This window comes from Longimicrobium sp. (genome assembly GCA_036389795.1).
GTDB lineage: Bacteria > Gemmatimonadota > Gemmatimonadetes > Longimicrobiales > Longimicrobiaceae > Longimicrobium.
Window position 1 is genome coordinate 1 of the sequence record DASVWD010000195.1, and the last position, 25,645, is coordinate 25,645.

The 25,645-nt window shown below is 72.3% G+C and carries 15 protein-coding genes and 1 riboswitch; of the genes, 5 read left to right on the forward strand and 10 right to left on the reverse strand.

What is annotated here, in order from left to right; all coding sequences use genetic code 11:
* Nucleotides 1–589: 589 nt before the first annotated feature.
* Both VF746_23690 and VF746_23695 read right to left on the reverse strand, forming a co-directional pair.
* Nucleotides 590–3,490 (reverse strand): TonB-dependent receptor, encoded by a 2,901-nt coding sequence (locus VF746_23690; protein ID HEX8695436.1) that lies wholly within the window; start codon nt 3,488–3,490, stop codon nt 590–592.
* Between the two features lie 521 nt (nt 3,491–4,011).
* Nucleotides 4,012–4,569, reverse strand: coding sequence for a hypothetical protein (locus VF746_23695; GenBank protein ID HEX8695437.1), 558 nt, complete (start codon nt 4,567–4,569; stop codon nt 4,012–4,014).
* A 501-nt stretch (nt 4,570–5,070) separates the two neighbouring features.
* On the opposite strand from VF746_23695, the gene VF746_23700 reads away from it, so the two are divergent.
* Nucleotides 5,071–6,762, forward strand: a complete 1,692-nt coding sequence (locus VF746_23700; GenBank protein HEX8695438.1) for a hypothetical protein — start codon at nt 5,071–5,073, stop codon at nt 6,760–6,762.
* Nucleotides 6,763–6,910: 148 nt separating this feature from the next.
* Here VF746_23700 and serA read toward each other — a convergent pair whose 3' ends face one another.
* The 4 genes from serA to VF746_23720 all read right to left on the reverse strand — a co-directional run bounded on the left by serA (nt 6,911) and on the right by VF746_23720 (nt 12,181).
* On the reverse strand, nt 6,911–8,518 hold the full coding sequence (gene serA, locus VF746_23705; GenBank protein ID HEX8695439.1) for a phosphoglycerate dehydrogenase: 1,608 nt from the start codon (nt 8,516–8,518) through the stop codon (nt 6,911–6,913).
* Nucleotides 8,515–9,606 (reverse strand): alanine--glyoxylate aminotransferase family protein, encoded by a 1,092-nt coding sequence (locus VF746_23710; GenBank protein HEX8695440.1) that lies wholly within the window; start codon nt 9,604–9,606, stop codon nt 8,515–8,517. The genes serA and VF746_23710 overlap by 4 nt, the downstream gene beginning before the upstream one ends.
* Before the next feature lie 327 nt (nt 9,607–9,933).
* Complete coding sequence (locus tag VF746_23715; GenBank protein HEX8695441.1) at nt 9,934–10,665, reverse strand: HAD-IB family phosphatase; 732 nt, start codon at nt 10,663–10,665, stop codon at nt 9,934–9,936.
* Nucleotides 10,666–10,804: 139 nt separating this feature from the next.
* Nucleotides 10,805–12,181, reverse strand: a complete 1,377-nt coding sequence (locus tag VF746_23720) for an ATP-binding protein (protein ID HEX8695442.1) — start codon at nt 12,179–12,181, stop codon at nt 10,805–10,807.
* A 106-nt stretch (nt 12,182–12,287) separates the two neighbouring features.
* On the opposite strand from VF746_23720, the gene VF746_23725 reads away from it, so the two are divergent.
* From VF746_23725 to VF746_23735, 3 genes are all read left to right on the forward strand, one after another.
* Nucleotides 12,288–12,584 (forward strand): HU family DNA-binding protein, encoded by a 297-nt coding sequence (locus VF746_23725; GenBank protein HEX8695443.1) that lies wholly within the window; start codon nt 12,288–12,290, stop codon nt 12,582–12,584.
* A gap of 135 nt (nt 12,585–12,719) precedes the next feature.
* A complete protein-coding gene (locus tag VF746_23730) occupies nt 12,720–13,187 on the forward strand; it encodes a Smr/MutS family protein (GenBank protein ID HEX8695444.1) in 468 nt (155 codons plus the stop codon).
* 557 nt (nt 13,188–13,744) lie between these two features.
* Nucleotides 13,745–14,605, forward strand: coding sequence for a pentapeptide repeat-containing protein (locus VF746_23735; protein HEX8695445.1), 861 nt, complete (start codon nt 13,745–13,747; stop codon nt 14,603–14,605).
* A 481-nt stretch (nt 14,606–15,086) separates the two neighbouring features.
* Here VF746_23735 and VF746_23740 read toward each other — a convergent pair whose 3' ends face one another.
* Both VF746_23740 and VF746_23745 read right to left on the reverse strand, forming a co-directional pair.
* Entirely contained in the window at nt 15,087–16,883 is a 1,797-nt protein-coding gene (locus tag VF746_23740; GenBank protein HEX8695446.1) for a methyl-accepting chemotaxis protein, read from the reverse strand.
* Entirely contained in the window at nt 16,880–18,055 is a 1,176-nt protein-coding gene (locus VF746_23745; GenBank protein ID HEX8695447.1) for an ABC transporter substrate-binding protein, read from the reverse strand. The genes VF746_23740 and VF746_23745 overlap by 4 nt, the downstream gene beginning before the upstream one ends.
* A gap of 793 nt (nt 18,056–18,848) precedes the next feature.
* Between VF746_23745 and VF746_23750 the strand changes: the two genes are divergently transcribed.
* Nucleotides 18,849–20,654, forward strand: coding sequence for an ABC transporter ATP-binding protein (locus VF746_23750; protein ID HEX8695448.1), 1,806 nt, complete (start codon nt 18,849–18,851; stop codon nt 20,652–20,654).
* 607 nt (nt 20,655–21,261) lie between these two features.
* Here the strand turns inward: VF746_23750 and VF746_23755 are convergent.
* Together VF746_23755 and VF746_23760 are read right to left on the reverse strand one after the other, a co-directional pair.
* Entirely contained in the window at nt 21,262–22,572 is a 1,311-nt protein-coding gene (locus VF746_23755; protein HEX8695449.1) for a hypothetical protein, read from the reverse strand.
* 58 nt (nt 22,573–22,630) lie between these two features.
* A riboswitch (cyclic di-GMP riboswitch) is annotated at nt 22,631–22,706 on the reverse strand.
* A gap of 658 nt (nt 22,707–23,364) precedes the next feature.
* Nucleotides 23,365–25,645, reverse strand: a 2,281-nt coding sequence (locus VF746_23760; protein ID HEX8695450.1) for a hypothetical protein, incomplete at its 5' end; no start/stop codon positions are given.

Sequence of the window (25,645 nt, forward strand, 5' to 3'; positions counted from 1 at the left end):
AGAGCATCACACAGAGGACACAGAGGACACAGAGGACACAGAGAAACTTCAATCGCGTCTTCAGTTCCTCCGTGTTCTCTGTGTCCTCTGTGTGATTCCAATCTGTTCGGAACCAGAACAATGCTCGGCAATCTGGTATCATACCGGATTCCACGATCGATCGTGCATTCGCGCCCCGAAAGGGTGTCGTCCTGAGGGGGCGTCTGCGCTAATTCGCTCTCGCACCAACGGGTTGGACGCGACCGAAGGATCTATGGCCTGCACTGCGTAGATCTTCGCAATGCGGGCCATAGATCCTTCGGCCTGCGAGCATGCGCGCGGACGCGGCTACGGTCTGGCCGGCCTCAGGATGACACCTTCTGTGATGCACATTCAATCTCGGAAATCGGTATCTCGCAGAGTCAGCAGAGTCAGCAGAGTTAGCATTGCAAGCCCCCAGGCAGTTCTCCGCTGACTCTGCTGACTCTGCGTGAGACCTTCCGGGAGCAGAATCCCGCACCGAGATTTTCCCGGCGGAACCGGCGGAAAGACGGAGGGGCCGGACGCGGCGTCCGGCCCCTCCTTGCTCGTCAGCCGGAGAACCGGCCGGTCAGAAGTCGTACTTGACGCGGGCCAGCAGCATCCGCCCGATGTTCGGCACGCCGGGGAAGGGCCGGTAGTCCTCGTTGAGCAGGTTGGTGATGCTCATCTGCAGCGAGGTGTTGCGCCGGCCGAAGGGGAGCCGGTAGCCCAGGTTCAGGTCCAGCAGCGTGAAGTCGTCCACGCAGTCCTCGGCCAGCGGGCTGGGGTTGGGCAGGTTCAGGCACAGGGTGCCCACGTACACCCCCGAGTTCACGGGGAAGCCGTTGGTGTAGCGCACCCGGAGCTCGCTGCTCAGGCCCGTGTCCTCCGAGTCGTCGTAGTTGAGCGCCAGCGTGGCCTTGCGGGTGGGGGCGTTCAGCGTCACCAGCCCGGCGCTCTGCGTCTGCCAGTGGTCCTCGCTCGCCCACGAGGCGCTGGCGTTCAGCGACCACTCCTTGCGGATCAGCACCCGGGCCGAGACGTCCCACCCCCACAGGTCCAGCGCCTCGTCCACGTTCACGTAGGTCACCAGGAGCTGCCCGCCGTTGGCGTTCACATCGGGCGAGGAGATCACGCCCACGGGGATGGTGGCGAGCCCCGGCGCGGTGGGGTTGCCGATGAGCTGCGCGGCCAGCGCGGCGGCCTGCGCCTGCGACATCCCCAGGTCGGCCATGAAGCGGGGGACCAGGAACGCGCCCAGCTGCGGGCCGTCCAGCAGCACCAGCGGGGTCTGGATGGTGAGCGGCGTCACCAGGTCTTCCTTCCGCGACCACCACACGTCGGCGGCGAGGAGGATGCGGTTGGCCAGGATCCCCTTGTAGCCGGCCTCCAGCGTGTTGGAGATCGACTCGCGGATCGGCGGCAGCTCGTCGAGCGCGAGGCTGGACAGCGGGCCGGCGTCGCCGTTGGCCACGTTCAGGAAGTTGAGCCCCACCTGCGCCGCGGTCGGGCGCAGCGCGCTGAGGTACGCCACCAGCGAGGCCGGCAGCGGCGTGCCGCGCGCGGCGGCGTTCTGGGCCAGCACCCCCACGGCCAGCGGGAAGAGGGTGGCCGCGTTGGCCGGGAGCAGGGTGCCGGGGCCGCCCAGCGCGGTGGGGGTGAACGGCGAGCGCACCAGGTAGCCGCCGCCCGGCTGCAGGAAGGTGAAGCCCGCGTCGCCGGTGCCCTGGATGCGCAGGGAGTAGCCGAGCTGTCTGAGCAGCTCCGTCCGCGCGTCGCCGCCCGGCAGCGCCGAGCCCAGGTCGAGGAACTGGTTGAGCGAGCTGGGGGTGGTGAAGGCGCGGTTGTAGCTCACCCGCAGCGCGTGCCCCTCGCGCGGCTTGAAGACGAGCGCGGCGCGCGGGGAGAAGACGGGGTCGGGGAGCGCCGAGTGCGTGTCGATCCTCCCGGCCAGCACCAGGTCGAGCCGCGGCGAGAGGGCGGTCTCGGACTGGAGGTAGGCGCCGAACTCGCGCGTCTCGTCGTCGTCCTCGTACAGGCCGTTGATGGTGCCCTCGGTGACGGGGACGGTCCACGTGTAGTCGGCGCCGTAGGTGAACTTCTGCCGCCCGCCGAGGAGGTCGAGCCCGTGCTGGATCTGCCCCACGGCCACCCGCGAGCGGTCGACGATGGGGGCGCCGTTGCGCAGCAGGTAGGTGTCGCCGGCGTCGCTGCGGTTCAGGTAGACCTGGGCGAAGAGGCGGTTCCACGCGGCGCGCGCCTGCACGTAGCTGTAGCGCCAGTCCTTGACCTGCGAGGCGCCCAGGCCGGTGAGCTCGATCCCGTTGACCGAGGTGGTGAGGCCCGCCTGGAAGACGGCGGTGAGGTCGGGGGTGATGCGCCAGTCGGCGCGCGCCTCGCCGCCCCAGCGCACGATGTCGTTGTCGCGCAGGCCGATGCGCTCGATGCGGGCCTGCGCCGCCGCGCTGTCGATCCCCACCGCGCGCGCCAGGTCGGCCCGGAAGAGGCGGGCGGCGGCGATCTCCTGCGCGCTGCACGAGGTGGCGCCGCTCAAGGCGCAGCGGAACCGGTTGCGCTCGGCCACCTCGGCGGGGTCGGTGTACTCCCACTCCTCGGCGCGCAGGTACTGGCCCGAGAGCTTGAAGCCGAAGTTGTCGCCCAGCCGGTGCGCGGTGCGGAACGCGCCCTGCACGGCGCTGCGCGAGCCCCCGCCCACGGCGAGCGTGGTCCCCTGCTCGTCGAGCGGGCTCTTGGTGAGGATGTGCAGGATGCCGTTGGCGGTGTTGGGGCCGTAGAGCGCGGCGCCCGGCCCCAGCACCACCTCCATGCGCTGGATGTCCTCGTTGTTGGCGGGGACGAAGTGCAGGAAGTTCACCCTGAGCGACGGCACCCCGGCGATGCGGTAGTCGGTGAGCGCGTGCAGCGAGCCCGAGAAGATGTTGTTGAAGCCGCGCGCCACCACGTTGGTGGACTGCACGCCGGTGGGGGCGACGTCGACGCCGGCGATGGAGCGCAGGTGCTCGACCGGGGTGGTGGCGGGGCGGGCCTCGATCTCGCGCTCGCCCACCACCTCCACGCGCGCGGGGGCCTCGAGCGCCTTCTCGGGGCGCTTCGACGCCGAGATCACCAGCGGGTCGAGCTCCACGCTCCCCGAGGAGATCTGCACGTTGATGGTGGCCTCGCCCCCGGCGCTCACCTGGCGGCCCTCCAGCCGGCGCGTCTCGAAGGCGGCCCCCGAGATCACCACGGTGTAGGTGCCGGGCGCGAGCCCCGTGATGCGGTAGCGGCCGTCGGTGTCGGTGGTGGCGCTCCCGGCCACGGTGCCCGACGGGGTGAGCGCCTCCACGCGGGCGCCGGGGATCGGGGAGCCGCTCGCCACGTCGCGCACGGAGCCGGAGATGGTGCCGGTCTGCTGCGCGAGGGCGGGGACGGCGGCGGCCAGGGCCAGCAGGAGGAGGAACAGCACTCTGCGGACGGATGTGGACGGCATTGCGGTCCTCGGGCGGTGGGTGTGGGCCGGACCTTCCGGCCTTGCGCGGCGGCGGCCGCGGGGGGCTCCCGCGCGGCCGCCGGAGATGGCGGACGTGGCACGGCGGGCCGGCGCGGGGCCGGCGCGGGGCGGGTGCCGTGGGATGCGGCGCCGTGAGCGGGAGTCGGCGTGCCCCACGATAAGGCCGCAAGAGGCGCAGTGGCAAGATTTTCGTGACGACGGGCATCCCGCTCCGGCGGGCGGGCTCCGCCACGATATCGGCAGGAAGTCTTGCGAATTCCGTCTGCGTATCCCGGGCAGAGCTCCGATCCGGACCCCGAGCGCCGTACCGAATGTCTCCCACGGAGGAAGCAGAGGAGACGGAGAACACCAGGTCCTCGGGTGCCTCCGCTGACTCCGTTGACTCCGTGTGAGGCTGTCGCTGGAGGTTCGGAATCCAGCACGCTACCTCGGTAACAGGACGAGACGCGAAGCCCCGCCGCCGGAGCTCGGCGGCGGGGCCTCGGCGGACGGGAGACGCGTCAGGCGAGCGAGACCTGGACCTCGGCGGGGGCCGGGGCGGTCTCCAGCACGGGGGTGACGCCGGGGACCACGATGCGGCCCTCGCGCTCGGCGCGCATCAGGTCGATCTCCTCCGGGGCCCACGCCTTGAGCGAGCCGCACTCGCCGCGGATCTCGGGCCAGGGCGAGTGCTCGCATTCCGTGCGGCGCTCGCGCGCGGCGAAGGCGGCGCCCCGGGCCTCGTCCCACCGCCCCTCGTCGACGTAGGCCACGATGAGCGCCTCGTACGCCAGCGGGTGCGGGTACTGCCGCAGGAGCTCCTGCAGGCGGGGGATGGCCTCGCGGCGGCCGGCGCGGCTGGCCAGGTCCAGCCGCATCAGCTCGGCGGTGACGGCCTCGCGGCGGCGCAGCAGGCCGGCGAGGTCGGCGGGGTACGTCTCGGCGGTGAACTCGCCGAGCGCGTGCGGCGCCTCGTCTTTATCGCCGAGCGCCGAGTACAGGAACGAAGCGCCGCCCGGAAGCTCGTCGCCGTCGGCGCGCTCGCGGATCTGCTGCCGCATCCACTGCCGGAGTCCCATCGTGCCCTCGTCGTCTCAACCAGGGAAGAACGCCGTCCCGTGCTCCCGGCACCGGCTCGCAAAGACTGCGCCGTGGGTGTAACCCGCTGCGGGCGTGTAGCCTGCGATATTCACAACTGGTCGTCGTGCCGTGAGGAAGCAGGGCCTGCGGAAAAGAGGCGCCGTCGCGTGATGAGTGGGCGGCCCATGCGACTATTGACATCTAATGGACCGTCAACCTATCGTGGCCCGGGTCCCGACAGGTGCTATCCGCCGGCGAGCAGCTGCGAACTCATCGGTTCTGGAGACCCAAAGGATGATCAGGTTCCACTTCAATTTATTGTGGCCTTTCCAGCAGGCTGAACAATGCGGTAACAGGCTTCGGCAGGTTCGAGCGGCGTGTGCCGCCCCCCAACACACTCGGCGCTTCCCGCGAAAAACCCCCCGCCGCGTCATCCTATAAGGGTGTCGTAAGTACGTGCCCCGCCCCACTTCATTCATCTCAATCAAGAGGAAACGGCCATGATGGACTCGATTCTCTTCTGGAATGCGGTGGCGCTCGAAGCCAATCGCGTCAGCCACAGCGATCCCGACAAGCGAGAGCAGAACGGCCCGACGCTCTCGTCGAGAGCGCTGGCGATCGTGCACCTGGCGATGTACGACGCGTACGCCGGGATCGTGGGAGGCGCGGGCTTTCCGCGTTATCTGAACCCGGCGCCCCCTCCGCCCGTCCCCCCGCCCCCGCTGTCGGCGCGCGATGCCGTGGCGGGTGCGGCGCATTCCACGCTGTCCGCGCTGTTCAGGACCCAGAGGGAGTTCTTCGACGCGCAGCTCAACTGCTTCGACACCACCAGCCCGAGCTTCAATTTCGGAAGAACGGTGGGCAACGCTCTCCTGAACGCGCGCGCCAACGACATGGACGCGCGGGACTGCGGCTACAGGACCTCGACCAACCGCGGCCGGCACCGCGTGGACCCCGATAACCCGGGGCAGGGCTTCTACTCGCCGTACTACGGGGCGCAGACGCGGGGATTCGCCATCACCACCCGGCACGGCCTGAGCAGCCCGCCCTTCGGCAACGGCACCAGTCCCAAGTACCTGCAGGCGCTCAGGGACGTGCGGGCGCGGGGGATCCGGCCCGACCTGACGGGCACGCTCCCCGACGGCCTCTTCGACCGGCGGCGCACTCCGCGGGAAACGCTGATCGGCATCTTCTGGGGGTACGACGGCGCGAACCGGCTGGGCACGCCGCCGCGGTTCTACAACCAGATCGTTCGCCGGGTGGCGGTCCAGCAGGGGAACAACGAGGGGCAGAACGCCCGGCTCTTCGCGTTCGTGAACGCGGCGATGGGCGACGCGGGGGTCCTGGCGTGGCAGCACAAGTACTGCTTCGACTTCTGGCGCCCGGTAGTCGGCATCCGCGAGCACGACGAGAAGCTCGGGCCGGCCGCGCCGTACGCCGTGGCCGTCAACTTCAACGACGGCGACCCGGGGTGGCTGCCGCTGGGTGCCCCGAGCACCAACTCGCCGGGGATGAAGAACTTCACGCCGAACTTCCCCGCGTACCCGTCGGGGCACGCGACGTTCGGAGCCGCCGCCCTCCACATCACCCGGATGTTCTACGGCATCGCCCCCAACGACAAGAACCCCGACGGCCTGTTCCCCGGCTTCCTGGTCTCCGACGAGTTCAACGGCGGCAGCCGCGACAACGACGGCACCGTGCGTCCGCGGCACACGCGCACGTTCCCCGGCGGTCTGTGGGAGATGATCATCGAGAACGCCTCCAGCCGGGTGCTGCTCGGGGTGCACTGGATCTTCGACGCCTTCGACTTCACCGAGGACGACCAGGGCAACCTGATTCCCAGCCTGGCCAACGAGAACATCGGCGGCGTGGGCCTGGGCCTGCGGATCGCCCGGGACATCTTCGCGGCCGGCGGCGGCCTGGCGCCCAAGATGACCCCGCCCGCCGCCGCCGTTCCGCCGATCCCGACCCCCGCGCCGGATTCGCCGATGCCCGTTCGCCCGAGACAGCCGGCGTCGGCGGCGGGCTGTGTCGGCGCAGCGCCGGCGGCTGCCGTAGCAGCAGCGCGTGCCGCAGGAGAGGGACGTGTGGTCCAGGACGAATTCCCGCCTGACGCTTCGGAGCAGGCCCAGGCTCAACCGGAAGAGCAGGCGGTTCAGGACGTGTACCCGTCCGGGATCTCGCAGAAGTGACGCCCGGGTAGACACACCGCCGGCTTCGAGGGCCGAACCTCGAAGCCGGCGGCGACCTCGGAAGATCCGGGCCCCGATGGCCGCACGATTTCCCCCAGGCCGAGGCGGGAGCGTGGGACGAAATCACCTTCGCACTCACGCACTTCCCCTACTCCATGTCCACCTGCCGCACGTCCCGCACCTCGGGGAGGGCGCCCAGGCGCTCCATCACCTCCTGGGGGACGGCGCCGTCGACGGTGATGGCGGCCAGGGCCTCGCCGCCGATCTGCAGGCGCGCCTGGTGGTACTCGGCGATGTTGACGCCGGCCTCGCCCAGCAGGGTGCCCACCCGGCCGATCACGCCGGGGACGTCGCGGTTGCGCAGCACCACCATGGTCCCGCGCGGGGCCACGTCCACCCGGAAGGCGCCGATGCGGACGATGCGGCCGTGCGTCTCGCCCAGGAGCGCGCCCACCACGCGGATGCTGCGGTCGCCCCCCTCCAGCCTGAGCTCCACCTCCTCGCCCAGCTCGCCGCGGCCGTCCACGTGGGTGGAGGCCGTCTCGATGCCGCGCTCGCTGGCCACGTGGTGCACGTTCACCAGGTTCACGGCGCGGCGGTCCACCACGTCGCGCAGGGCGCCCATCAGCGCGGCCAGGAGCAGCGGGCGGGGCGCGGCGTCGCGGGGGCCGGCGTAGCGCATCTCCACCTCGCTGAGGCCCCCGGGGATCATCGCCCTCCCCAGCCGCCCCAGCCGGTCGGCCAGCTCCAGCAGCGGGCGCAGGTCGGCCCAGGCGAAGGTTCCCACCCCCGCGGCGTTGATCGCGGCCGAGAGGTCGCCGGTCAGCAGCGCGTCGCGCACGGCGGCGCACGCCTCCACGGCCACGCTGCGCTGCGCGTCGCTGGTGGAGGCGCCCAGGTGCGGGGTGAGCACCACGTTCGGCAGCGAGCGCAGGGGGTGGTCGGCGGCCAGCGGCTCGGCGGCGTACACGTCGAGCGCGGCGCCGGCCAGCCGCCCGCCCTTCAGCGCCTCCAGCAGCGCGTCCTCGTCCACGATCCCGCCGCGCGCCAGGTTCAGCACGAACGCCTTGCGGTCGAGCCGCGCCAGCTCGGCGGCGCCGATCATCCCCTTGGTCTCGGCGGTGAGCGGGGTGTGCACGGTGAGGAAGTCGGCGCGCGCCAGGAGGTCGGCCAGCCGCTCGGCGCGCTCCACCCCCAGCTCCTCGAAGCGCGGGGCGGCCACGTAGGGGTCGTAGGCCGCCACCGCCATCCCGAAGGCGCGGGCGCGGCGCGCCACCTCGCTCCCGATGCGGCCCAGCCCCACGACGGCCATCGTCCGCCCGCGCAGCTCGATCCCGCCCAGCTTGGAGCGGTCCCAGCGCCCCTCGCGCATGGAGTGGTCGGCCAGGTGGACGTGGCGCGCCAGCGAGAGGGCCACGCCGAAGACGAGCTCGGCCACGGAGACGGTGTTGCCGCCGGGGGCGTTGATGACGGCGATGCCGAGCCGGGTGGCGGTGGGGAGGTCGATGTTGTCGACGCCCACCCCGGCGCGGCCGATCACCCGGAGCCGCTCGCCCTTCTGCAGGAGCTCGCGGGTGACGCGTGTGGCGCTCCGGCCGATGAAGGCGTCGTACCCGGCGATCTCCTCCAGCACCTCGGCGAGCGGCCGGGTGGGGCGCTCCACCACCTCGATCTCGGGCTGGCCGCGCAGGACGGCGAGCCCCTCGGGGTCGATCTCGTCGGTGACCAGCACGCGGAAGCGCGGCCCGTCCGTCATCCCAGCACCTCTTCGATCTCCGCCAGCAGCGCGTCCAGCCCGTCCACGGTGTGGTCTCCCATGTGCCCGATGCGGATGGTGGTCTCCTTCAGCGGCCCGTAGCCGCCCCCGATCGTCCAGCCGCGCTCCTTCAGCCGCTTCACGATCTCCGGCGCCGGCACCGGGCCGTCGACGGAGATCGTCGTCACCGTGGGCGAGCGGCACCCCTCGGGGGCGAAGAGGGAGAGGCCGAGCGCGGGGCCCCGCTCCTCGACCCACCCCCAGCAGCGCCGGGCCATCGCCCAGTGGCGCCCGGCGCGGCACTCGACGCCCTCGGCCTCGATGCGGCGCATCTGCTCGGCGAGGGCGTAGACCAGGCTCACGGCGGGGGTGTTGGGCGTCTGGTGCTTCCGCCAGAACCGGTCGAACTCCAGCAGGTCGAAGTACTGCCCGCGCCCGGGCAGCGTCTCCGCGCGCCGCAGCATCCGCTCCGACGCGGCGCCGAAGGCGAGACCCGGCGGCAGCGCCAGCGCCTTCTGCGAGCCGGTCAGCAGGAAGTCGAGCTCCCACGCCTCCGCCTCCACCAGCATCCCGCCGACGCTCGTCACCCCGTCTACCAGGAGGAGGATCTCCTCTCCGGTCTCGACCTCCGCCCGCCGCACGGCCTCGGCGATCTCCGGGAGCGGGTCGAGCACGCCGGTGGAGGTCTCGGAGTGGACGACGGTGACCGCGTCGAAGCCCCCGGCGCGCAGGAGGCGGAAGACCTCGTTGGGGTCGTGGCAGCGGCCCAGCGGCACGTCGTACGTCTCCACCTCGCGCCCGCAGCCGGAGACCAGGTCGCGGTAGCGCTTGCTGAAGGCGCCGTCGACCAGCGAGAGCGCGCGCCGGCGCACGCCGTTCCTCACCGAGGCCTCCATCAGCCCCGTGGCGGAAGAGGAGGAGACCCAGACCGGGCGCGCGGTGCGGAAGACCGCGCGCAGCACGGGGTCGATCTCGGCGAAGATGCGGGACATCTCGCTCCCGCGGTGCCCGATCACGGGCCGGGTCATCGCCGCCAGGACCTCGGGGCGGACCTCGGTGGGGCCGGGGAGGAAGAAGCGGCCGAACATCGGGTGCGTGAGTGCGAAAGTGCGAGAGTGCGAAAGTACGGGGTACGAGGTACGGAGTACGGAACCCCGCGCCCGCCCCGGTCCGGGGGGATTCTGCGCAATCCGGTGGTCCGGCGAAACCCCCTCTACGGAGAGTCCGCCCCTGCCCGGTCGAACGGGCGGGGCGGACTCCGCGTGAAGAGAGCGCTTCGGCTGCTTCATTTCTATGCCGAATTCGAAAAACAGCAGGCCTCACGCAGAGTCAGCAGAGTCAGCAGAGTCAGCAGAGAAACCCCTCCGCTGACTCTGTTGGCTCTGTGTGAGAAAAGTCTGCCGCCAGACTCGGTATCATCCGCTTCCCCCGCTTTTCGCCGGCAGAGCGTCGCCGCGGCGCAGGAGGCCGGCCCACTCGCTCCGGAGGAGGCGCGCGCGATCGTCCTCCGTGGCGGCGAGGGCCAGGACGGGGGCCAGGCTCTCGCTCGCGATCACCACGTCGGCGCCGGCGGCCACGGGGGCGCGCCAGGCCACGCCCATGTACGCGGCGAAGGCGTCCACCGCGGGGCGGGCCTCCAGGTCCGTCGCGCCGTCGCCCACCAGCAGCACGGGGCGGGGGAGGGTCCAGGCGCCGAGCACCGCCGCCTTGCCCCCGCTGCGCGCCAGCGGCGAGGCGCGCTCGAAGCCGGCGTACGCGCCGTCGGCGGCGAAGTCGATCCCCACGGCGGCCACGTCTCCCGAGCCGAGCCCCAGCGTGCGGGCGACGGCCTCGACGGGCGGGCGCAGGCCGCCGGAGACCACGCGCACCGTCTTCCCCAGCCAGAGGAGCGCGGCGACCACCTCGCGCGCGTCGGGGACCAGCGCGGCCACGTACTCGCGCCCCAGCGCCTCCACCCGCTCGCGCGTGGGGCGGATGACCTCCAGCCGGCGGCCGTAGACGTCTTCCAGCGCCACCGTGCCGTTCATCGCCGCCTCGGTGAGCGCGGCGATCTCGGCGGCGTGCGGGCCGGCCAGTTCGTCGATCCCCTCGATGCGCGCCAGGGTGGAGTCGCAGTCGAAGACGACGGAGGCGAAGCCGCGGGTCATGCGCCGGAGCCTCGCCCGGGAGGAAGGGCGAATGAATTCGCGGCAACGACCACACGAAGTCCGCCTGCGCGGACTCCCGGCTTCGCAGTGGGGGCGGGGGCGGTGCGCGGAGCCGGGTCCGGAGCCGGGAATGGCGCCACTACTCGACCTCCGGCTTGTCGGGCGCGCGGTCGAGGCCGGCGGGGAGGGTGAGGCGGAAGACGGAGCCCCTGCCCAGCTCGGAGCGCACGGTGACGTCGCCGCCCAGGCGCCGGGCCAGCTGGCGCGAGAGCGCCAGGCCGATGCCGGTGCCGCCGTAGCGCCGCGTGGCCGAGCCGTCCACCTGGCGGAACTCGTCGAAGATCCGCTCCTGGTCGTCCTCGGCGATCCCGATCCCCGTGTCCTCCACCTCCCACACCACCTGGTGGCGCGCGTCGCCGCCGGAGCGCGCCTCCTCGGTCCACGGGGAGCCGCTGGCCATGCGCACCCTGAGCTCCACCCGGCCCTCGGGGGTGAACTTGCAGGCGTTGGACACCAGGTTGCGCAGCACGCGGATGGCCAGCGTGGGGTCGGTGCGCACCGGCACCGAGGCGTCGGGCGCCTCCACCTTGAGCTCCACGCCCGCCGGCGGCCGGGTGCCCGCGGCCGCCGCGTGCAGGAGCGCCACCGCGTCGCACGTCTCCGGCTCGGGGGCCAGGCGGCCGAGCTGCAGGCGGGTGAGGTCCAGCAGGTCGTCGATCAGGGCCAGGAGCTGGTTGCCGGCGTCCTCGATCTTCTGCACCTCCTGCCGCTGGTCTTCGGTGAGGGTCCCGGAGATCTGCTCCTTGAGCAGGTAGGTGTAGCCCAGGATGGCGGTGAGCGGGGTGCGCAGCTCGTGCGAGACGTTGGCCTGGAACTCGGCCTTGAGCCGGCGCGCCTCCTCGGCCTCGCGGTAGCGCGCCTCCAGCTCCACGTTCTGCGCCCGCAGCAGGGTGTTGGCGCGGGTGAGGTCCTCGATCAGGTGCGCCTTCTCGGCGGTGGCCGCGAGCTGGTCGGCCACCAGGCGCAGGAGGCTCCTGTCGTGCTCGGCCAGCGCGCCGGGCTCGCGGAAGTAGAAGGTGATCGCCCCCTCGGGACGGTCCCCCTGCTCCAGGGGGAGGGAGACCGAGGCGGCGAAGTCGAGCTCGCGGGCCACCTCCCACCAGTCGGCGAGCGCGGGGTCGGCGAAGACGTCGGCCACTTCCACCAGGCGGTCCTCGGCCACGGCGACGCCGGTGGGGCCGGCGCCCACGCGCACGCGCATCTCGCCCAGGAAGTCCTCGTACTCGGGGGGCCAGTTCCAGGCGGCGGCCAGGCGCAGCACGTGGGACCCCTCGCGCAGGTACACCGAGGCGAAGGCCGCCCCCAGGAGCGGGGAAACGCGCTCCAGCGCAAGGCGATACACCTCGTCGGGGGTGGCGGCGGTCAGGAAGGCGTGGGTGATCTCGCGCGCCGCCTGTAGCTCGCGCAGCAGGGTGTCGGCGCCGGGAATCGGCGCGGCTGCTGTAAATTCGGGCAACTTCGGTCCTTGACGGATGCGGGACGGGGTTCTACAGTATCTTCCGCGAACGGCGCCGCCGTTTGGGTTCACCCCTCAAACTCACCCCCTAGACAGGAGCTCCGAGGTGAACAAATCCGAGCTAGTCCAGCAGCTGGCCAGCCGCGCCGACCTGAGCCGGGCCGAGGCCGCCCGCGCCGTCGATGCCCTGTTCTCGGTGGAGGACGGCATCATCGCGTCGTGCCTGCGCGGCGGGGACAAGGTCCAGATCACCGGCTTCGGCAGCTTCGAGGCGAAGCGCCGCGAGGCCCGCAAGGGACGCAACCCCCGCACCGGCAAGGAGATCAACATCGCGCCCTCGACCAGCGCCTCGTTCCGCGTCGGCAAGAGCCTGAAGGACTCCTTCGGCCGCGGCACCAGCTGACCGGACCCCGCCGGGAACCCACGAAAGAGCCACGGCCCCGCCGTGGCTCTCGCCGTTCGGGGCCCGTCCGGCACGCTTCGCGCGGGCCGTCGGCGACGAGCACCGGGGGTTTCAACCAGGCCTGACCGACTGACGATGGCGCGCGGGAGGCGTCCGGGGCCGGGCGGGCCGGCGTGGGGGAGCGTGCACCCCCTGCTGGACCTGCACGGGATGACCGGCGGCGAGGCGCGGCTCAGGGCCGAGAGCTGGCTGCGGGCCCGCCAGGCCGACGGAGTGCGCACCGTGGTGGTGGTCACCGGCCGCGGCAACCGCTCCGGGGGGCTCCCCGTGCTGCGCGGCGAGGTGGGCGACCTGCTGGAGCGCCTCGCCGGCACGGTGGTGGCCGCCTGGGAGGCGGTGGACGGCGGCGGCGGCTTCCGCGTGACGCTCCGCCGCCTGGAGCCGCCCCCGGCCGCCTCCGGCATCGGCGCCCCGCCGCGCGGCCTGGACCCCGCGCTGGTGCGCCGGGCCGAGGAGGCGCTCTGGGAGCTGGGGATCGCCCCCACTCCCGCGCTCATCCAGGCCGAGGTGCGGCGGATCCTGGCCGAGGAGGGCGGCGGGTGACAAGTGCGAAGTGCCCAGTGCCCAGTGCCCAGTGCCCAGTGCCCAGTGCCCAGTGCCCAGTGGGCGGGGCGAAGGGTAGTCGGGAGAGCGGGCGGCGCGCAAGCATGTTTGCGCCCCGCCCGCTCTTTCTGCCGCAGCCCGCCTTTTCCGGCGGGGAGCCGGTCCGCGGAAGGTGCGTTCGCGGTTGCATGAGGGATGCGCGCCCGGAGGGCCGGGACGCCGCCGCCACAGGGGTATCGTGGCGGCGGTGGCCCGGCGCCGTTGGGCACAGTTGTATCGTGCCCTACGGCGCGCGCAGCCCGGCCCGGAGCGCAGCGGAGGGACATGCCCGAATCCGTAGTCGCAGTTCCCTGGAATCGTCCCGTCCACGGCAACACATCGACTCGACGCAGTGCTTGTGTACGGGGAATGTTTCGTGCAGGGTGTGACGCGCGGCACTTTCGTGCCTCCTCAGAGCCAACATCGCGCAAGTCCCGGAGCGTCGTCTCTCCGTTTTTCCTCCGGCCGCGCACCCGGCCCGGTGCGCGCCTCACGGTCCGTACAACGGGAGGTCGGTCATGGGGATCCTGGAACGTGCGATCAACGCGGTCACGGGGAAGGCAGACCCCGCGGCCAACGCCGCCGCCGCCCACGCCCGCGGGTTGAGCCGCGAAGAGGTGGAGCGCCGCCTGGCCGGCAACGGCGACCGCTCGCTCTCCCGGCTCGACCTGACCGGCGCCGACCTTTCCGGGATGGACCTGGAGGGGGTGGACCTGAGCGGCGCGCAGCTGCGCAACGTGAACCTCACGGGCGCCAACCTGAGCGGCGCCAACCTGACCTCGGCGTGCCTCTGCAACACCGACCTCGGCCGCGCCCGGCTGGCCAACGCGGTGCTGCGCGACGCCAGCAGCGTGCGCACCGGGGCGCTGAGCCCGATGAAGCTGGAGGGGGCCGACCTCTCGGGCGCCGACCTCACCGGGGCGGAGCTGACGAAGGCGAACCTGCGCGGCGCCACCTTCGCGGGGGCGGTGCTGGACGAGGCGGGGATGGGCCACGCCGACCTGCGCGGGGCGCGCCTGCAGGGGGCGTCCCTGCGCGGGGCCAACCTGCGCCACGCCCAGCTGGACGAGGCCACCTTCTCGGGCGCCGTCCTGGACACGGCGGACCTGACGCGCGCTACCTGCCGGGGCGCCAACTTCTCGGAGGCCTCGCTGGTGCGCGCGAACCTGACGGGCACGGTGCTGGAGGGCGCCGACCTCTCCGGCGCGGTGCTGCGCGAGGCGTCGCTGGACGGGGTGGTGCTGCGCGGCACCACCCTGCGCGGCGCGGTGTTCGCGGGCGCCGACCTGGACGGGGTGAACCTGGAGGGCGCCGACACCGGGGGCGCCGACTTCGCGGGCGCCCACAACTGGCGCGGCGCGACGGCGGCCTCCGCGTAGTCCCACGCGTTTTCGCCCGAAGCGAGATCCCCCGGCCGCTCCGATCGAGGCCGGGGGATTTGCGTTCCGCCGGACTGCGAATGCCGGTCGCGAGCGCCGCGGCGCGACGGGCGCGAGCGGCTGAAGCCGCCCGCTGGAACTACGGAAAGCCTCGCAAACCCCGCGAGGCTTCAACTGCGCAAACCTTCCCCCCGTGCGCGGTTCCGTTGCGCGAAGCGCCGAGGTGTTTCCCCTCTCCCGCAGTCTGGGAGAGGGGAGCGTGGCCCCTGGTCGTGAGGAACGAACGACCGGGGTCGCGCGGGGGAGAGGGCCCCCGGCGGCAGCGCCGCCGGCCGGTCGAGGCCTGCCTCGACCCTACGGATTCCGAGCCGCAGCAAGCCGCCGCACTTCGCACCTCGCACTTCGCACCGAACGCAGGAAGGCCCGCCCCGGCGCACCGGAGCGGGCCCTTCGCGATCGATTTGCGGAGTAGACCGAACCGTCAGGTCTGGAACCCGCTCACCAGCTCGCGCATGCGCTCGGCGGCATGCAGCAGCTCCATGCTGGAGGCCGACATCTGCTCGGTGGCGGCGGACTGCTCCTCGGCGGCCGCCGAGACTTCCTGGGCGCTGGCGGCGTGGCTCTCGGAGGTGCCCGACACCTCGGCCACCGCCCGCTCCACCCCCTCCATGGCCGCGGTGTTGCGCACCACCGCCACCTCCACCTGGTGCGCGGCCTGCCGCACCCCGTCCACCGCCGCCAGGATCTGCTCCAGCGCCTGGTCGGCGCCCTTGGAGACGTGCTCCACGTCGGCCACCTTCTCCTGCCCCTTCCCCATCGTCCCCACCACCCCCTCGATGCGCGAGCGGATGGCGTGCACGTTCTGCGCGACCTCCTGGGCGGCGCGCGCGCTCCCCTCGGCCAGCTTGCGCACCTCCTCGGCGACCACCGCGAAGCCGCGGCCGTGCTCGCCCGCGCGCGCCGCCTCGATGGCCGCGTTCAGCGCCAGCAGGTTGGTCTGCCGCGCGATCCCCGTGATCGTCTCCACGAAGCGGTCGATCTGGGTGGAGCTCTCGGCCAGGTCGCCCACCTGGTTGGCCGAGGCCTGCACCACGTCGCGGATCTCCACCAGGCGGGCCAGCGCCGTCGACACCTCCTGGCGGCTCCGGGTGGCCACCTCGGAGATCTCGGCGGTGAGCGAGCCCACCTGCCGGCTGGCGCTGGCGATCTCCTGCGTGCGCGCCTTCATCTCGTCCAGCGCCTCCTGCGTGGCCGTGAGCCCCGCGCTCTGGCTCTCGGCGCCGCTGGCGATCCCCACCATGGCGGTGGCCACCTCGCCGCTCGATGCCGCCACCTCCTCGCTGATGCTGGAGAGGTCGCTGGCGAAGGTGGAGATGCGCTCGGCGGTGGAGACCGTCTCGCCCACGATGGTGCGCAGCTGCCCCGCCATCCCGCTGAACGCGCCGGCCAGCGCGGCGAACTCGCCCGTCATCCCGCCGTTCAGGCTCACGCGCAGGTCGCCCTGCCCCAGCCGCTCGGCGGCGCTCACCAGGTCGCCCAGCGGGCGGGTGATGCCGCGGATGGTGGTGAGGATGAGCGCCGCCGCCACCAGCGCGGCGCCCACGGCCAGCGCCAGCAGGATCAGCTCGGCGTTCCTCGCGTCCTTCTTGAGCGCGGCCGAGGCCACGGCCACCTTCTCGGCCTGCGCGGAGCTGATCGCGCGGATCTCGCGCTGCAGCTCCTGGGTGCGCGGGCGCACGGCGGCCAGGCGGCCGAGCGCCCCCGCCGCGTCGCCCACGTCGCGCTGGGCGTGGGCCAGCGCGTACTCCACCTCGATGGCCGAGTGCAGCCCCTCGACCGCCACCACCCGCTGCTGCTCGGCGGGGGTGAGGTCGCTCAGGTCCTTGTACTGGCGCCGCTGCTCGTGCGCCTGCCGCCCGTAGTCGGAGAACTGCTGCGCGATCTGCGGCGAGGGGGTCACCAGGTAGCGCTCGCCGGCGGCGATCTGGTTGAGGATCAGCGACTCCAGCGAGCTGCCGATCTCGGTGCTCCGGCGCAGCGTCCCCAGGCGCTCGTCCATCTGCCGGCCCAGGTTGGTCACGGTGAAGAAGCTCACCACCGCGCCCAGCGCGATCAGCAGCACCAGCCCCAGGCCGCCCCACAGCAGGCGGTCGCGGATGGAGCGGAAGAAGACCCGCCGCCGGTGCGGCGCGGCGTGCGGCCGCCCGGCCCCCTCGCGGGGGTCGGGCGAGTCGGGGGCCTCGGGGAGGAGTGGCGGCCGGACCAGGGTCGTGCTCATCGGTTCGCCCGGGTAAGCTGGAGGGTCCCGTTCTGGATGCTGCCGACGGCGAACGCCTTCTGCAGCGGGTCGCCGTTGTCGTCGAAGCGGATGGTCCCGGTGGCGCCCACGAACGGCTCGGGGCCGCCCTCCTGCCCCAGGCGCCGCAGGTAGCGCTGGATCCCTTCGCGCGTGGGGCCGTTGGCGCCGGCCGCGGCGGCCAGGAGCTTCACCGCGTCGTAGGCGGCCGCCGCGAAGGGGTCGGCCTCGGCGTTGTACGCGCGCCGGTACGCCTCGGCGAAGGCGCGGGCCGGGTCGCTGGCGTCGCGGTGGTAGAGGAGCCCCACCAGGGTGCCCTCGTAGGCGGGGCCCTTGCTCTTGAGCGGCTCCAGCCCGTCGCCGCCGATGAAGCGCGCGGCCAGCCCGATCCCGCGCGCCTGGGCGATGATGCGCGCCGCGCTGCCGTCGAGCCCCGCCACGAACACCATCCCCACCCCGCGCCGCTGGATGCGCTTGAGGTAGGGGGTGAAGTCCCGGGTGTCTTCCAGGTAGGGGTCGATCTCGGGGACCTGGCCGCCGTCCTTGAGCAGCGCGCCGCGGAAGGCGGCGGCCAGGCCGCGGCCGTAGTCGTCGTTGCTGTACAGCACGGCCACGGCGGGGGCGGCGGCGCGCGCCACGCGGGCGAGCTCCACGGCGTTGGCCGAGTCGCTGGAGGCCACGCGGAACACCCAGTCGCCCAGGCGCGAGACGTCGGGGCTGGTGGCGGTGGTGGCAAGCACGGGGAGGGTGAGGCCCGCGAGCTCGTCGGTCTCGCCGTTGTAGAGCGGGCCGCTGGCCATGGTGGTGCCGGAGTTCACCGGCCCGGCGAGCGCCACCACCCGGGGGTCGCGCAGCAGCTCGGCGGCGATGGCGATGGCCTTGTTCTTGTCGGCGCCGTCGTCGCGCAGCTCCAGCCGGAGCGAGTCGCCGCGGATGCCGCCGGCGGCGTTGATCTCCCGGACGGCCAGCTCGGCGCCGCGGCGGGTGGAGGCGCCGTAGTCCTGCTCGAGCGGCGCGGCCAGCGCGAACACCACCTGGCCGCCGCCGCCCCGGCCGCACGCGGCCAGGAGGAGCGCGGGAGCGAGCGCCAGCAGGGCCCGGCGCACGGGCGCGTGGGGCCGCGGCGCAGGGGCGCGGCGGTGGGTCGGGAGCATGGATGGGCCGGGGAGCACAAGGTGGAGAGGATGCCGCATACTACGTTGTACGCACGGGACTTGTCAACGCCCGCCACTTTGCCCGCGCTCGAGAACGAGGGCGGCGGGCGCAAGCGTGGGGAGTTGCCGCGGACAGAAGCCCGGTGCCGTCGACGGGGGAACGGTGGGGACGCGAGGACGCGGCCTGCGCGGACGACGTTCGGGAGAGAGAGCGAACTCTAGGGCACGCGACGGGCGTTGTCAACGCTCCGTTGCCCGCCCGCGCCCCTCCGGCTACGTTGCGGCCACGCCATGCGATGCGCCGTTCCGGCGTGGCGGCCGGGGAGACGGGCGTTTCCGGAGGCGTTCGCCGGATCCGCCGTGAGGGGAGGCACCGGCGCGGCGGCGGGGGCCCTCACCCGCCGCCCGAGAGCGGCAACCCTCTCCCAACTTCGGGAGAGGGTGGACTTTACGGGGATCTCGGGGCGGGTGGCGGGTGGTTCGTAGGGGCGAGGCATGCCGTGCCGAGGCCGCCTCCGCACGGACTCGCGTGCTCGCCCCTGCGACACCCCGGCGCCTCGCGCGACGAAACCCCGCGTGAGGGATGCGCGCCCGGAGGGCCGGGACGACGCCGCCACAGGGGGTATCGTGGCGGCGGCGGCCCGGCGCGGTTGGGCACGGTCGTATCGTGCCCTACCGCGCGCGCAGCCCGGCCCGGAGCGCAGCGGAGGGACACGCCCAGAACCGCAGTGCGAAGTGCGAGGTGCGAAGTGCGAAGTTCGCCGGAAGCGATGACTTTCTACTCATGAGCGGGATGAGCGGGCACGAGGACGAGCTCCAGGACCGGCCGTACGACCTGCGGCTCATGCGGCGGCTGCTCTCGTACCTGCGGCCGTACCGCGCCCGCGTGGCGCTGGCCGTGGCGCTCCTCTTCGCGGGGGCGGCGCTGGAGCTGGTGGGGCCGTACCTCACCAAGGTGGCGCTCGACTCCGCGATTCCCCGGCGCGACACGGGCCTCCTGGGCACGCTGGTGGGGGCGTACGTGGGCGCGCTGGTGCTGTCCTTCCTCGCCGAGTACGCGCAGGCGCTGCTCACCACCTGGCTCGGGCAGCGCATCATGTTCGACCTGCGCATGGAGGTGTTCGCGCACCTGCAGCGCCTCTCGCTGCGCTACTTCGACCGCAACCCCGTGGGCCGGCTGATGACGCGGGTGACCAACGACGTGGAGGCGCTCAACGAGGCGTTCTCGTCGGGGATCGTCACCGTGTTCGGCGACGTCTTCACCGTGCTCTTCATCTTCGCGGCGATGGTGCGGCTGGACTGGCGCCTGGCGCTGGTCACCTTCAGCGTGCTCCCCTTCGTGGCGGCGGCGGCGTTCGTCTTCCGCGGGCTGATCCGCAGGGCGTACCGCGACATCCGGGTGCGGCTGGCGCGCATCAACGCCTTCCTGCAGGAGCACGTGAGCGGGGTGCGCGTGGTGCAGCTCTTCGGGCGCGAGCGGGAGGTGCGGGGGCGCTTCGGGGAGATCAACCGCGACCACCTGGAGGCGCACCTGCGCTCGATCACCTACTACGCGCTCTTCTTCCCGGTGATCGAGGTGCTCACGGCGATCGCCCTGGCGCTCATCCTCTGGTACGGCGGGGGCGAGACGATCCAGGGGACGATGACGGTGGGGACGGTGGCGGCGTTCCTCCAGTACACGCGGCGCTTCTTCCGCCCGATCCAGGACCTCTCGGAGAAGTACAACCTGCTGCAGGGGGCCATGGCGGCCTCGGAGCGCATCTTCGAGCTGCTCGACACGGAGCCCGAGATCACCGACCCCGACCGGCCGCTGCACCTCCCCGAGCCCGGCCGCGGGGAGATCGAGCTCCAGGGCGTGTGGTTCCGCTACGATCCCGAGGGCGAGTGGGTGCTGCGCGGGGTGAGCTTCCGCGCCCGCCCCGGCGAACGGGTGGCGATCGTGGGGGCCACGGGGGCGGGGAAGTCGACGATCATCGGCCTGCTGATGCGCTTCTACGAGCCGCAGCGGGGGCAGATCCTGCTGGACGGGGTGCCGATCGACCGCGTTCCCGTGGCCGAGCTGCGCGCGCGCGTGTCGCTGGTGCTCCAGGACGTGTTCCTCTTCAGCGAGGACGTGCGGCGCAACATCCGCCTGGGGAGCGACGAGATCGGCGACGAGGCGGTGCGCGAGGCGGCCCGGCGCGTGGGGGCGGACCCCTTCATCGCCCGGCTGCCGCGGGGCTACGAGCAGCCGCTGGGCGAGCGGGGGACGTCGCTCTCGGTGGGCGAGCGGCAGCTGGTGAGCTTCGCGCGGGCGCTGGCGTTCGACCCGCTGGTGCTGGTGCTGGACGAGGCCACCAGCTCGGTGGACTCGGAGCTGGAGGCCAGGATCGAGGAGGCGCTGCGCGAGCTGATGCGGGGGCGCACCTCGCTGGTGATCGCGCACCGCCTGTCGACGGTCCAGGGCGCCGACCAGATCCTGGTGCTGCACCACGGCGAGATCCGCGAGCGCGGCACCCACGCGGAGCTGCTGCGGCGCGGGGGGCTCTACGCGCGCCTCTACGAGCTGCAGTTCGTGCGCACGCCGTCTGCGGTGCCGGAGCAGGACGCGGCGGACTGAGGCGGACGAGGAGGAAAAAGCCTCACACGGAGTCAACGGAGTCAACGGAGTCAACGGAGTCAACGGAGAGCAGCCAGGGGGGGTCCTCCGTTGATTCCGTTGCCTGCGTGTGATAGCCACTTCTTGAGATCGGCTGTGGATTCTTCGCAACTCCCGCAACACCAGGAAGATGTCATCCTGAGGGAGCGTCCTCACGAGACTTTCCTCCGCACCAGAGGTTGGACGCGACCGAAGGATCTACTCCCCATGTCTGGTGGCCTGGGATCGCGCGCAGACCCGGCCTCGCGTGGGGTGAGTAGATCCTTCGGTCGCCGCCATGCATCTGTGTGGAGGATGGTCCGGCGCAGCAGCTCCCTCAGGATGACATCCTTTTGCACAGTCGATCTCGGAACCTGGTATGATACCAAGTCTGGAAAAGGCCTCACGCAGAGTCAGCAGAGTTAGCAGAGAACCCCTCTGCTGACTCTGCTGACTCTGCGTGGGACATGCGGTTGAGATGGGCGGCGCCGCGTTCAGGCCAGGGCGACGGGCAGGGCGTTCAAGGGCCGAAACGCGAGGCCCCCTCCGCCGGGAGGGGGCCTCGTGTCTTACCGGACCTGCCGCGCGCTCACTCGGCGAAGGTGAACGCGCAGGCGGTGGCCTGGACGAAGTTGAGGTTGTTGTTGGCCCGGTCCAGGGCGGTCTTCAGCGCCTCCTGGTACGGGCGCGACGGGTGGTCGGACAGCACCAGGCCGTTCGCGCCCAGCTCGGCGTTGGCCGCGCTCTTCAGGTCGTTGATGCTGATGAACCCGAGCGCGTTCTCGTTGGCCGGCGAGCCGATCAACGCGGGCGCGTACACCAGCGCGCCGCCCGAGACCATCCCCGCCTCCACGTTCAGCTCCATGGCCGCGAGCTGCGCCGAGAGCATGTACGCCATGTTGGTGGCGGTGGCGTTCAGCAGCCAGGAGCGGAAGCCGTTGTAGTTGGCGGGATCGAAGTTCGCGCCCGCGGCGTTGCGCAGGTTCAGGCCGCCGAGCAGGGCCAGCTCCGACGTCATGCTCCCGCCGTCGTTCATCGTCTCCTGCCCGTTCTTGTTCGACCAGAAGCCGAGCGTGTGGCCGCCCCCGGCGCCCAGGCAGACGTTGCCGAAGCTGACCGTCTTCTCCTCGCCCGCCCCGAGCGCGACGAGCACCGGGTTGAGGGTGGTGCCCACCCAGTTGGTCTCCGTCGGCATGAACTCCGTCACCGTGTAGTCGTCGGGCGTCACGATCAGCGAGGCCGGCGTGAAGCGGATGAAGTCGATGCCGTCCTGGATGCGCACCTTCCATCCGGTGATCGGCTGGCCGTCGTCGTTGATGCCGTTCGCGTTGGCGTCGTAGAACTTGACGACGTTCAGCCTGCCGGTCGGCGGCGGCTCGGGGGTCTCGAACACCTTGAAGTTGTCGGTCTTCGAGGCGCTGTTCGCGAAGCCGGGGTCCTTGCTCACCCACACCTTGTACTCGCCGCCGGAGTTGGTGGTGTTGTCGAACCCCGGGGTGCCGTCGCTGGCCTTCTTCAGGATGACCGACAACTGGTAGCAGGCGGCGAACTCACCGCCCACCACCACGGCGGGCGTCTCGTCCGCGGTCCCGATGCTGGTGCCCAGCAGGTCACCGTTCGGCGTGGTGACCTGGACGTAGTACTCCCCGTCGGGGAGGCCGGCCGCGCCGGGGTGCGCGGGGCCGCCGTCCAGGTACACGGCGGACTTCGCCCCGAAAATGTTGACGTTGGTGCCGTTACAGGCAACGTCGGTGGTGAAGATGGCGCCGGAGACGGGGCCCGCGGTCAGGACCGCCCGCGGGGTGATCTCGGGCGTGGCCGCCGTGGGCGACGAGGAGTTGTCTCCGCAGGCGGCGACGAAGGCCGCCGTGGCGGCGAAGACGAAGGCAAGACGCTTCATGGGGGCTCTCCTTGCGAGCCTGTGGGTGGTGCCGGCGGTTGCGCCGGCAGCGCCCTTCTTCGGGAGCCGGGCCGTCTCGGAGAGACCCCTGGGCTTTGCGGACCGGCCTCGCGGCCGGGGTGCCTTTGTCGGAAGGAGAGAGGGTGCCGCGGTACGAACGGCTACGCCCGGCGCGGCGGCCGCGGGCGCAGGGAGCGGTCTGGCTCCGTGGCCTCGATCGGGCGCACGGGGTGCCGGACGTCGATGGATACGGCGGTTCGAGTTGCGTGGGGGGCGGGCCGCCGCCCGCCCGGACCGTCTCCGGGCGGGCCCCGGGGCCCTGACGAATGCGTTTTGGCGCGAGGACCCTCACCCGAGCGCCGCCGATCCTCCCTTCCACGCCCGTCCGGCTGCGCGGCCCCCGTGCGGGGAACGTGTCCTCCTCTTCGGCGGCTGAGGCTGTCGCGGAGGAGAACGCACGGGAGGGGGGGAGGAGCGGCCCCGCGGCGGTCGGTGGGTGAGACGCCGCGGAGGCCCCCATGTCTTTGGAACAACGGGGCCAACCGCGGTGCGCCGCTCCAAGGTGTTGCGTGTCAACCGGTTACGGCTTTGGGCGATGTCCGGCCGCGGCCGCCGCGGTGGGTAGTTTCGTAACCCGGGTTACCTTCCGTAACGGATCCGCCATTGCGGAGAGGGCCGGAGCGAAGACCGCCGGTCCGCGCGCCGCACGGGCCGCGCGGACCGGCGGCGGAGACCTTCCGCCGGGGAAGACGGGGGCGGAGGCCGGAGCCCCGTCCCCGTCGTGGTGCGTGCCTACCGCACCACCAGGTTGCCGCCCGCCAGGGTCTGCTCCACGGTGCGCGTGCCGTTCCAGCTGGACGCGAACCAGGTGCCGCCGGCCTTGTTGAGCACCGTGATGCCGATGGAGTCGGTGGAGCCGGGCTCGCCGCGGTCGGTCAGCGTCATCTGCAGCGTGGCGTTGCCGTCGATGGAGAGCGGGCTCAGCGGGTCGGTGATGTCCTGGATGCTGGCCTTGCCGCTGAACTGCGCCGCGCCGGTGCTGGTGTTGGCCGACAGCGAGGTCAGGCTGTTCGCCTTCACCTGGTACACCCGCCCGCCGTTGCGGACGATGATGTTGACGTTGCCCTGGAGGTTGGTGCCGCTCCGGTTGTACTTCACGTTGAACCCGAAGTTGGTCCGCCTCCCGGCCTCGCCCGCGTACTGCCCCGCCGACGCCTGGTTCACCAGGTACCCGCCGCCGGTGATGAAGCTCGCCAGGCTGCGCGAGACCGTCACCACCGAGTTGTCGTCGGCGCTGTTGCGCGCGTAGTAGCCGTCCACCACCACGCCCACCGTGACGTCGCGGGAGTTCTCCGAGCTGCCCAGCGTCACCGCCCAGTTGCAGGTGGCGGTGCCGGTCCTGGGGTCGGCCGCGCTCACCAGCCCCACCGGGAGGCTCACGCACCCGGAGATCGGCTGGTTGGTGTCGCGGTTCCAGAACGTCACCCGCGCGTTGCGCACGTCGCCCGGGTTCGGGTCGCCGGCGGCGTTGAGCGCCGTGGCGTCCTGGATGGTGGCGCTGAGCGTCACCGTGGCCGTGCTCCCGGACCCCGTGGAGGCGAACTGGGTGCCGGTGTAGGTGGCGCCCGCGTTCTCCTTGTTGATCTGCAGCGTGGTGCCGGCCGAGCTCACGGTGAAGTTCGGGTCGACGCCCGTGAACTCCGCCGTCACCGCGCGCGGCCCCGGCGCCATCTGCCCTGCCGGCGCCGTGCCGAAGGGCGTGGGCTCCACGAGCGCCACGTTGGCCAGGATCCCCCGGAGCACGCCGCCCGACAGGGTGAGGGTGGCGGTGCCCACCGTCTGCGTTCCCACCCTGAAGGTGACGGTGGTGGCCGCCTGCGCGCCGCCGGCGCTCCCCGGGGCCAGCGTGGCCTCGAAGCTCACCCGGTCGCTGTACTGCTGCGGCCCGGGCGTGACCGTGACCGCCGAGGTGGTGGCCACCTTGCCGACCGCGAGCGTGCCGGTGCCGCCGCTCCCCAGGTAGTTGGCCTCCTCGACGAAGCCGGCCGCCACGGCGCCGGCGTACGTTCCCGCCGCGATGCCGCCGAGGCTCACGCCGGTGAGGGTGGCCGTCCCCGAGGCGCTGGTGGTGGGGCAGGCCGTCCCCGTGCCGCCGCCGCACACCGCCGTCCCGTTCACCGAGAAGGAGATGGTCCTCCCCGCCAGGGCGGGCGAGAGCGTGGCCGTGAGCGTGGCCGTGCCGCCGAAGGTGCCGCTCCCCGAGACCGCCGTGACGGTGGTGGGCGCCTTCAGCACGTCGATGTGCACCGTGGTCCCCGCCACCGGGTTGAAGTTCACCGCGTCCGCCGGGGCGAAGTCGGCCGACAGCAGCTGGCCGCCGCCCGCGCTCAGCACGGTGCCCGCCGCCGGCGAGTAGGTGAAGGTGCCCGGCAGGCTCGCCCCGCCGAAGCTGGCGGCGGCGTTGAGCTGCGTGCCGCCCAGCGTGGTCCCGTAAACGATCGCAGCCGGGTTGCTCCACGCGACCGTCGGCATGGCCCTGGAGATGGCGATCTGGACCGAGCCGCTGGCATCGTTGTAGTTGGTGCCGCCGGCGAAGCTCCAGTTGGCCGTCCCGCCGGGCGCGCTGGTGAAGGTGGCGCCCAGGTTCAGCCCGCCGGTGAGGTTCGCCCCGCCGATGCCCGTGGCCGTGCCGCTGGCCCCGTGCGCGGCGCCGTCGTACACGCCCGTGTAGCCGGTGACGCTGATCACCGCGTCGGCCTTCTGGATGGTGATGGCTGCGGTGCCGGTGGCATCGTTGTAGTTGGTGCCCCCGGTGAACGACCAGTTCGCGGTGCCGCCCGGCGCGTCGGTGAACGTCGCACCCAGGTTCAGCCCGCTGCTGAGGTTCGCGCCGCCGACGCCCGTGGCCGTGCCGGTCGCCCCGTGCGCGGCGCCGTCGTAGGTCCCGGTGTAGCCGTTGACGCTGATCACCGCGTCGGCCTTCTGGATGGTGATGGCTGCGGTGCCGGTGGCATCGTTGTAGTTCGTGCCGCCGGTGAACGACCAGTTCGCGGTGCCGCCCGGCGCGTCGGTG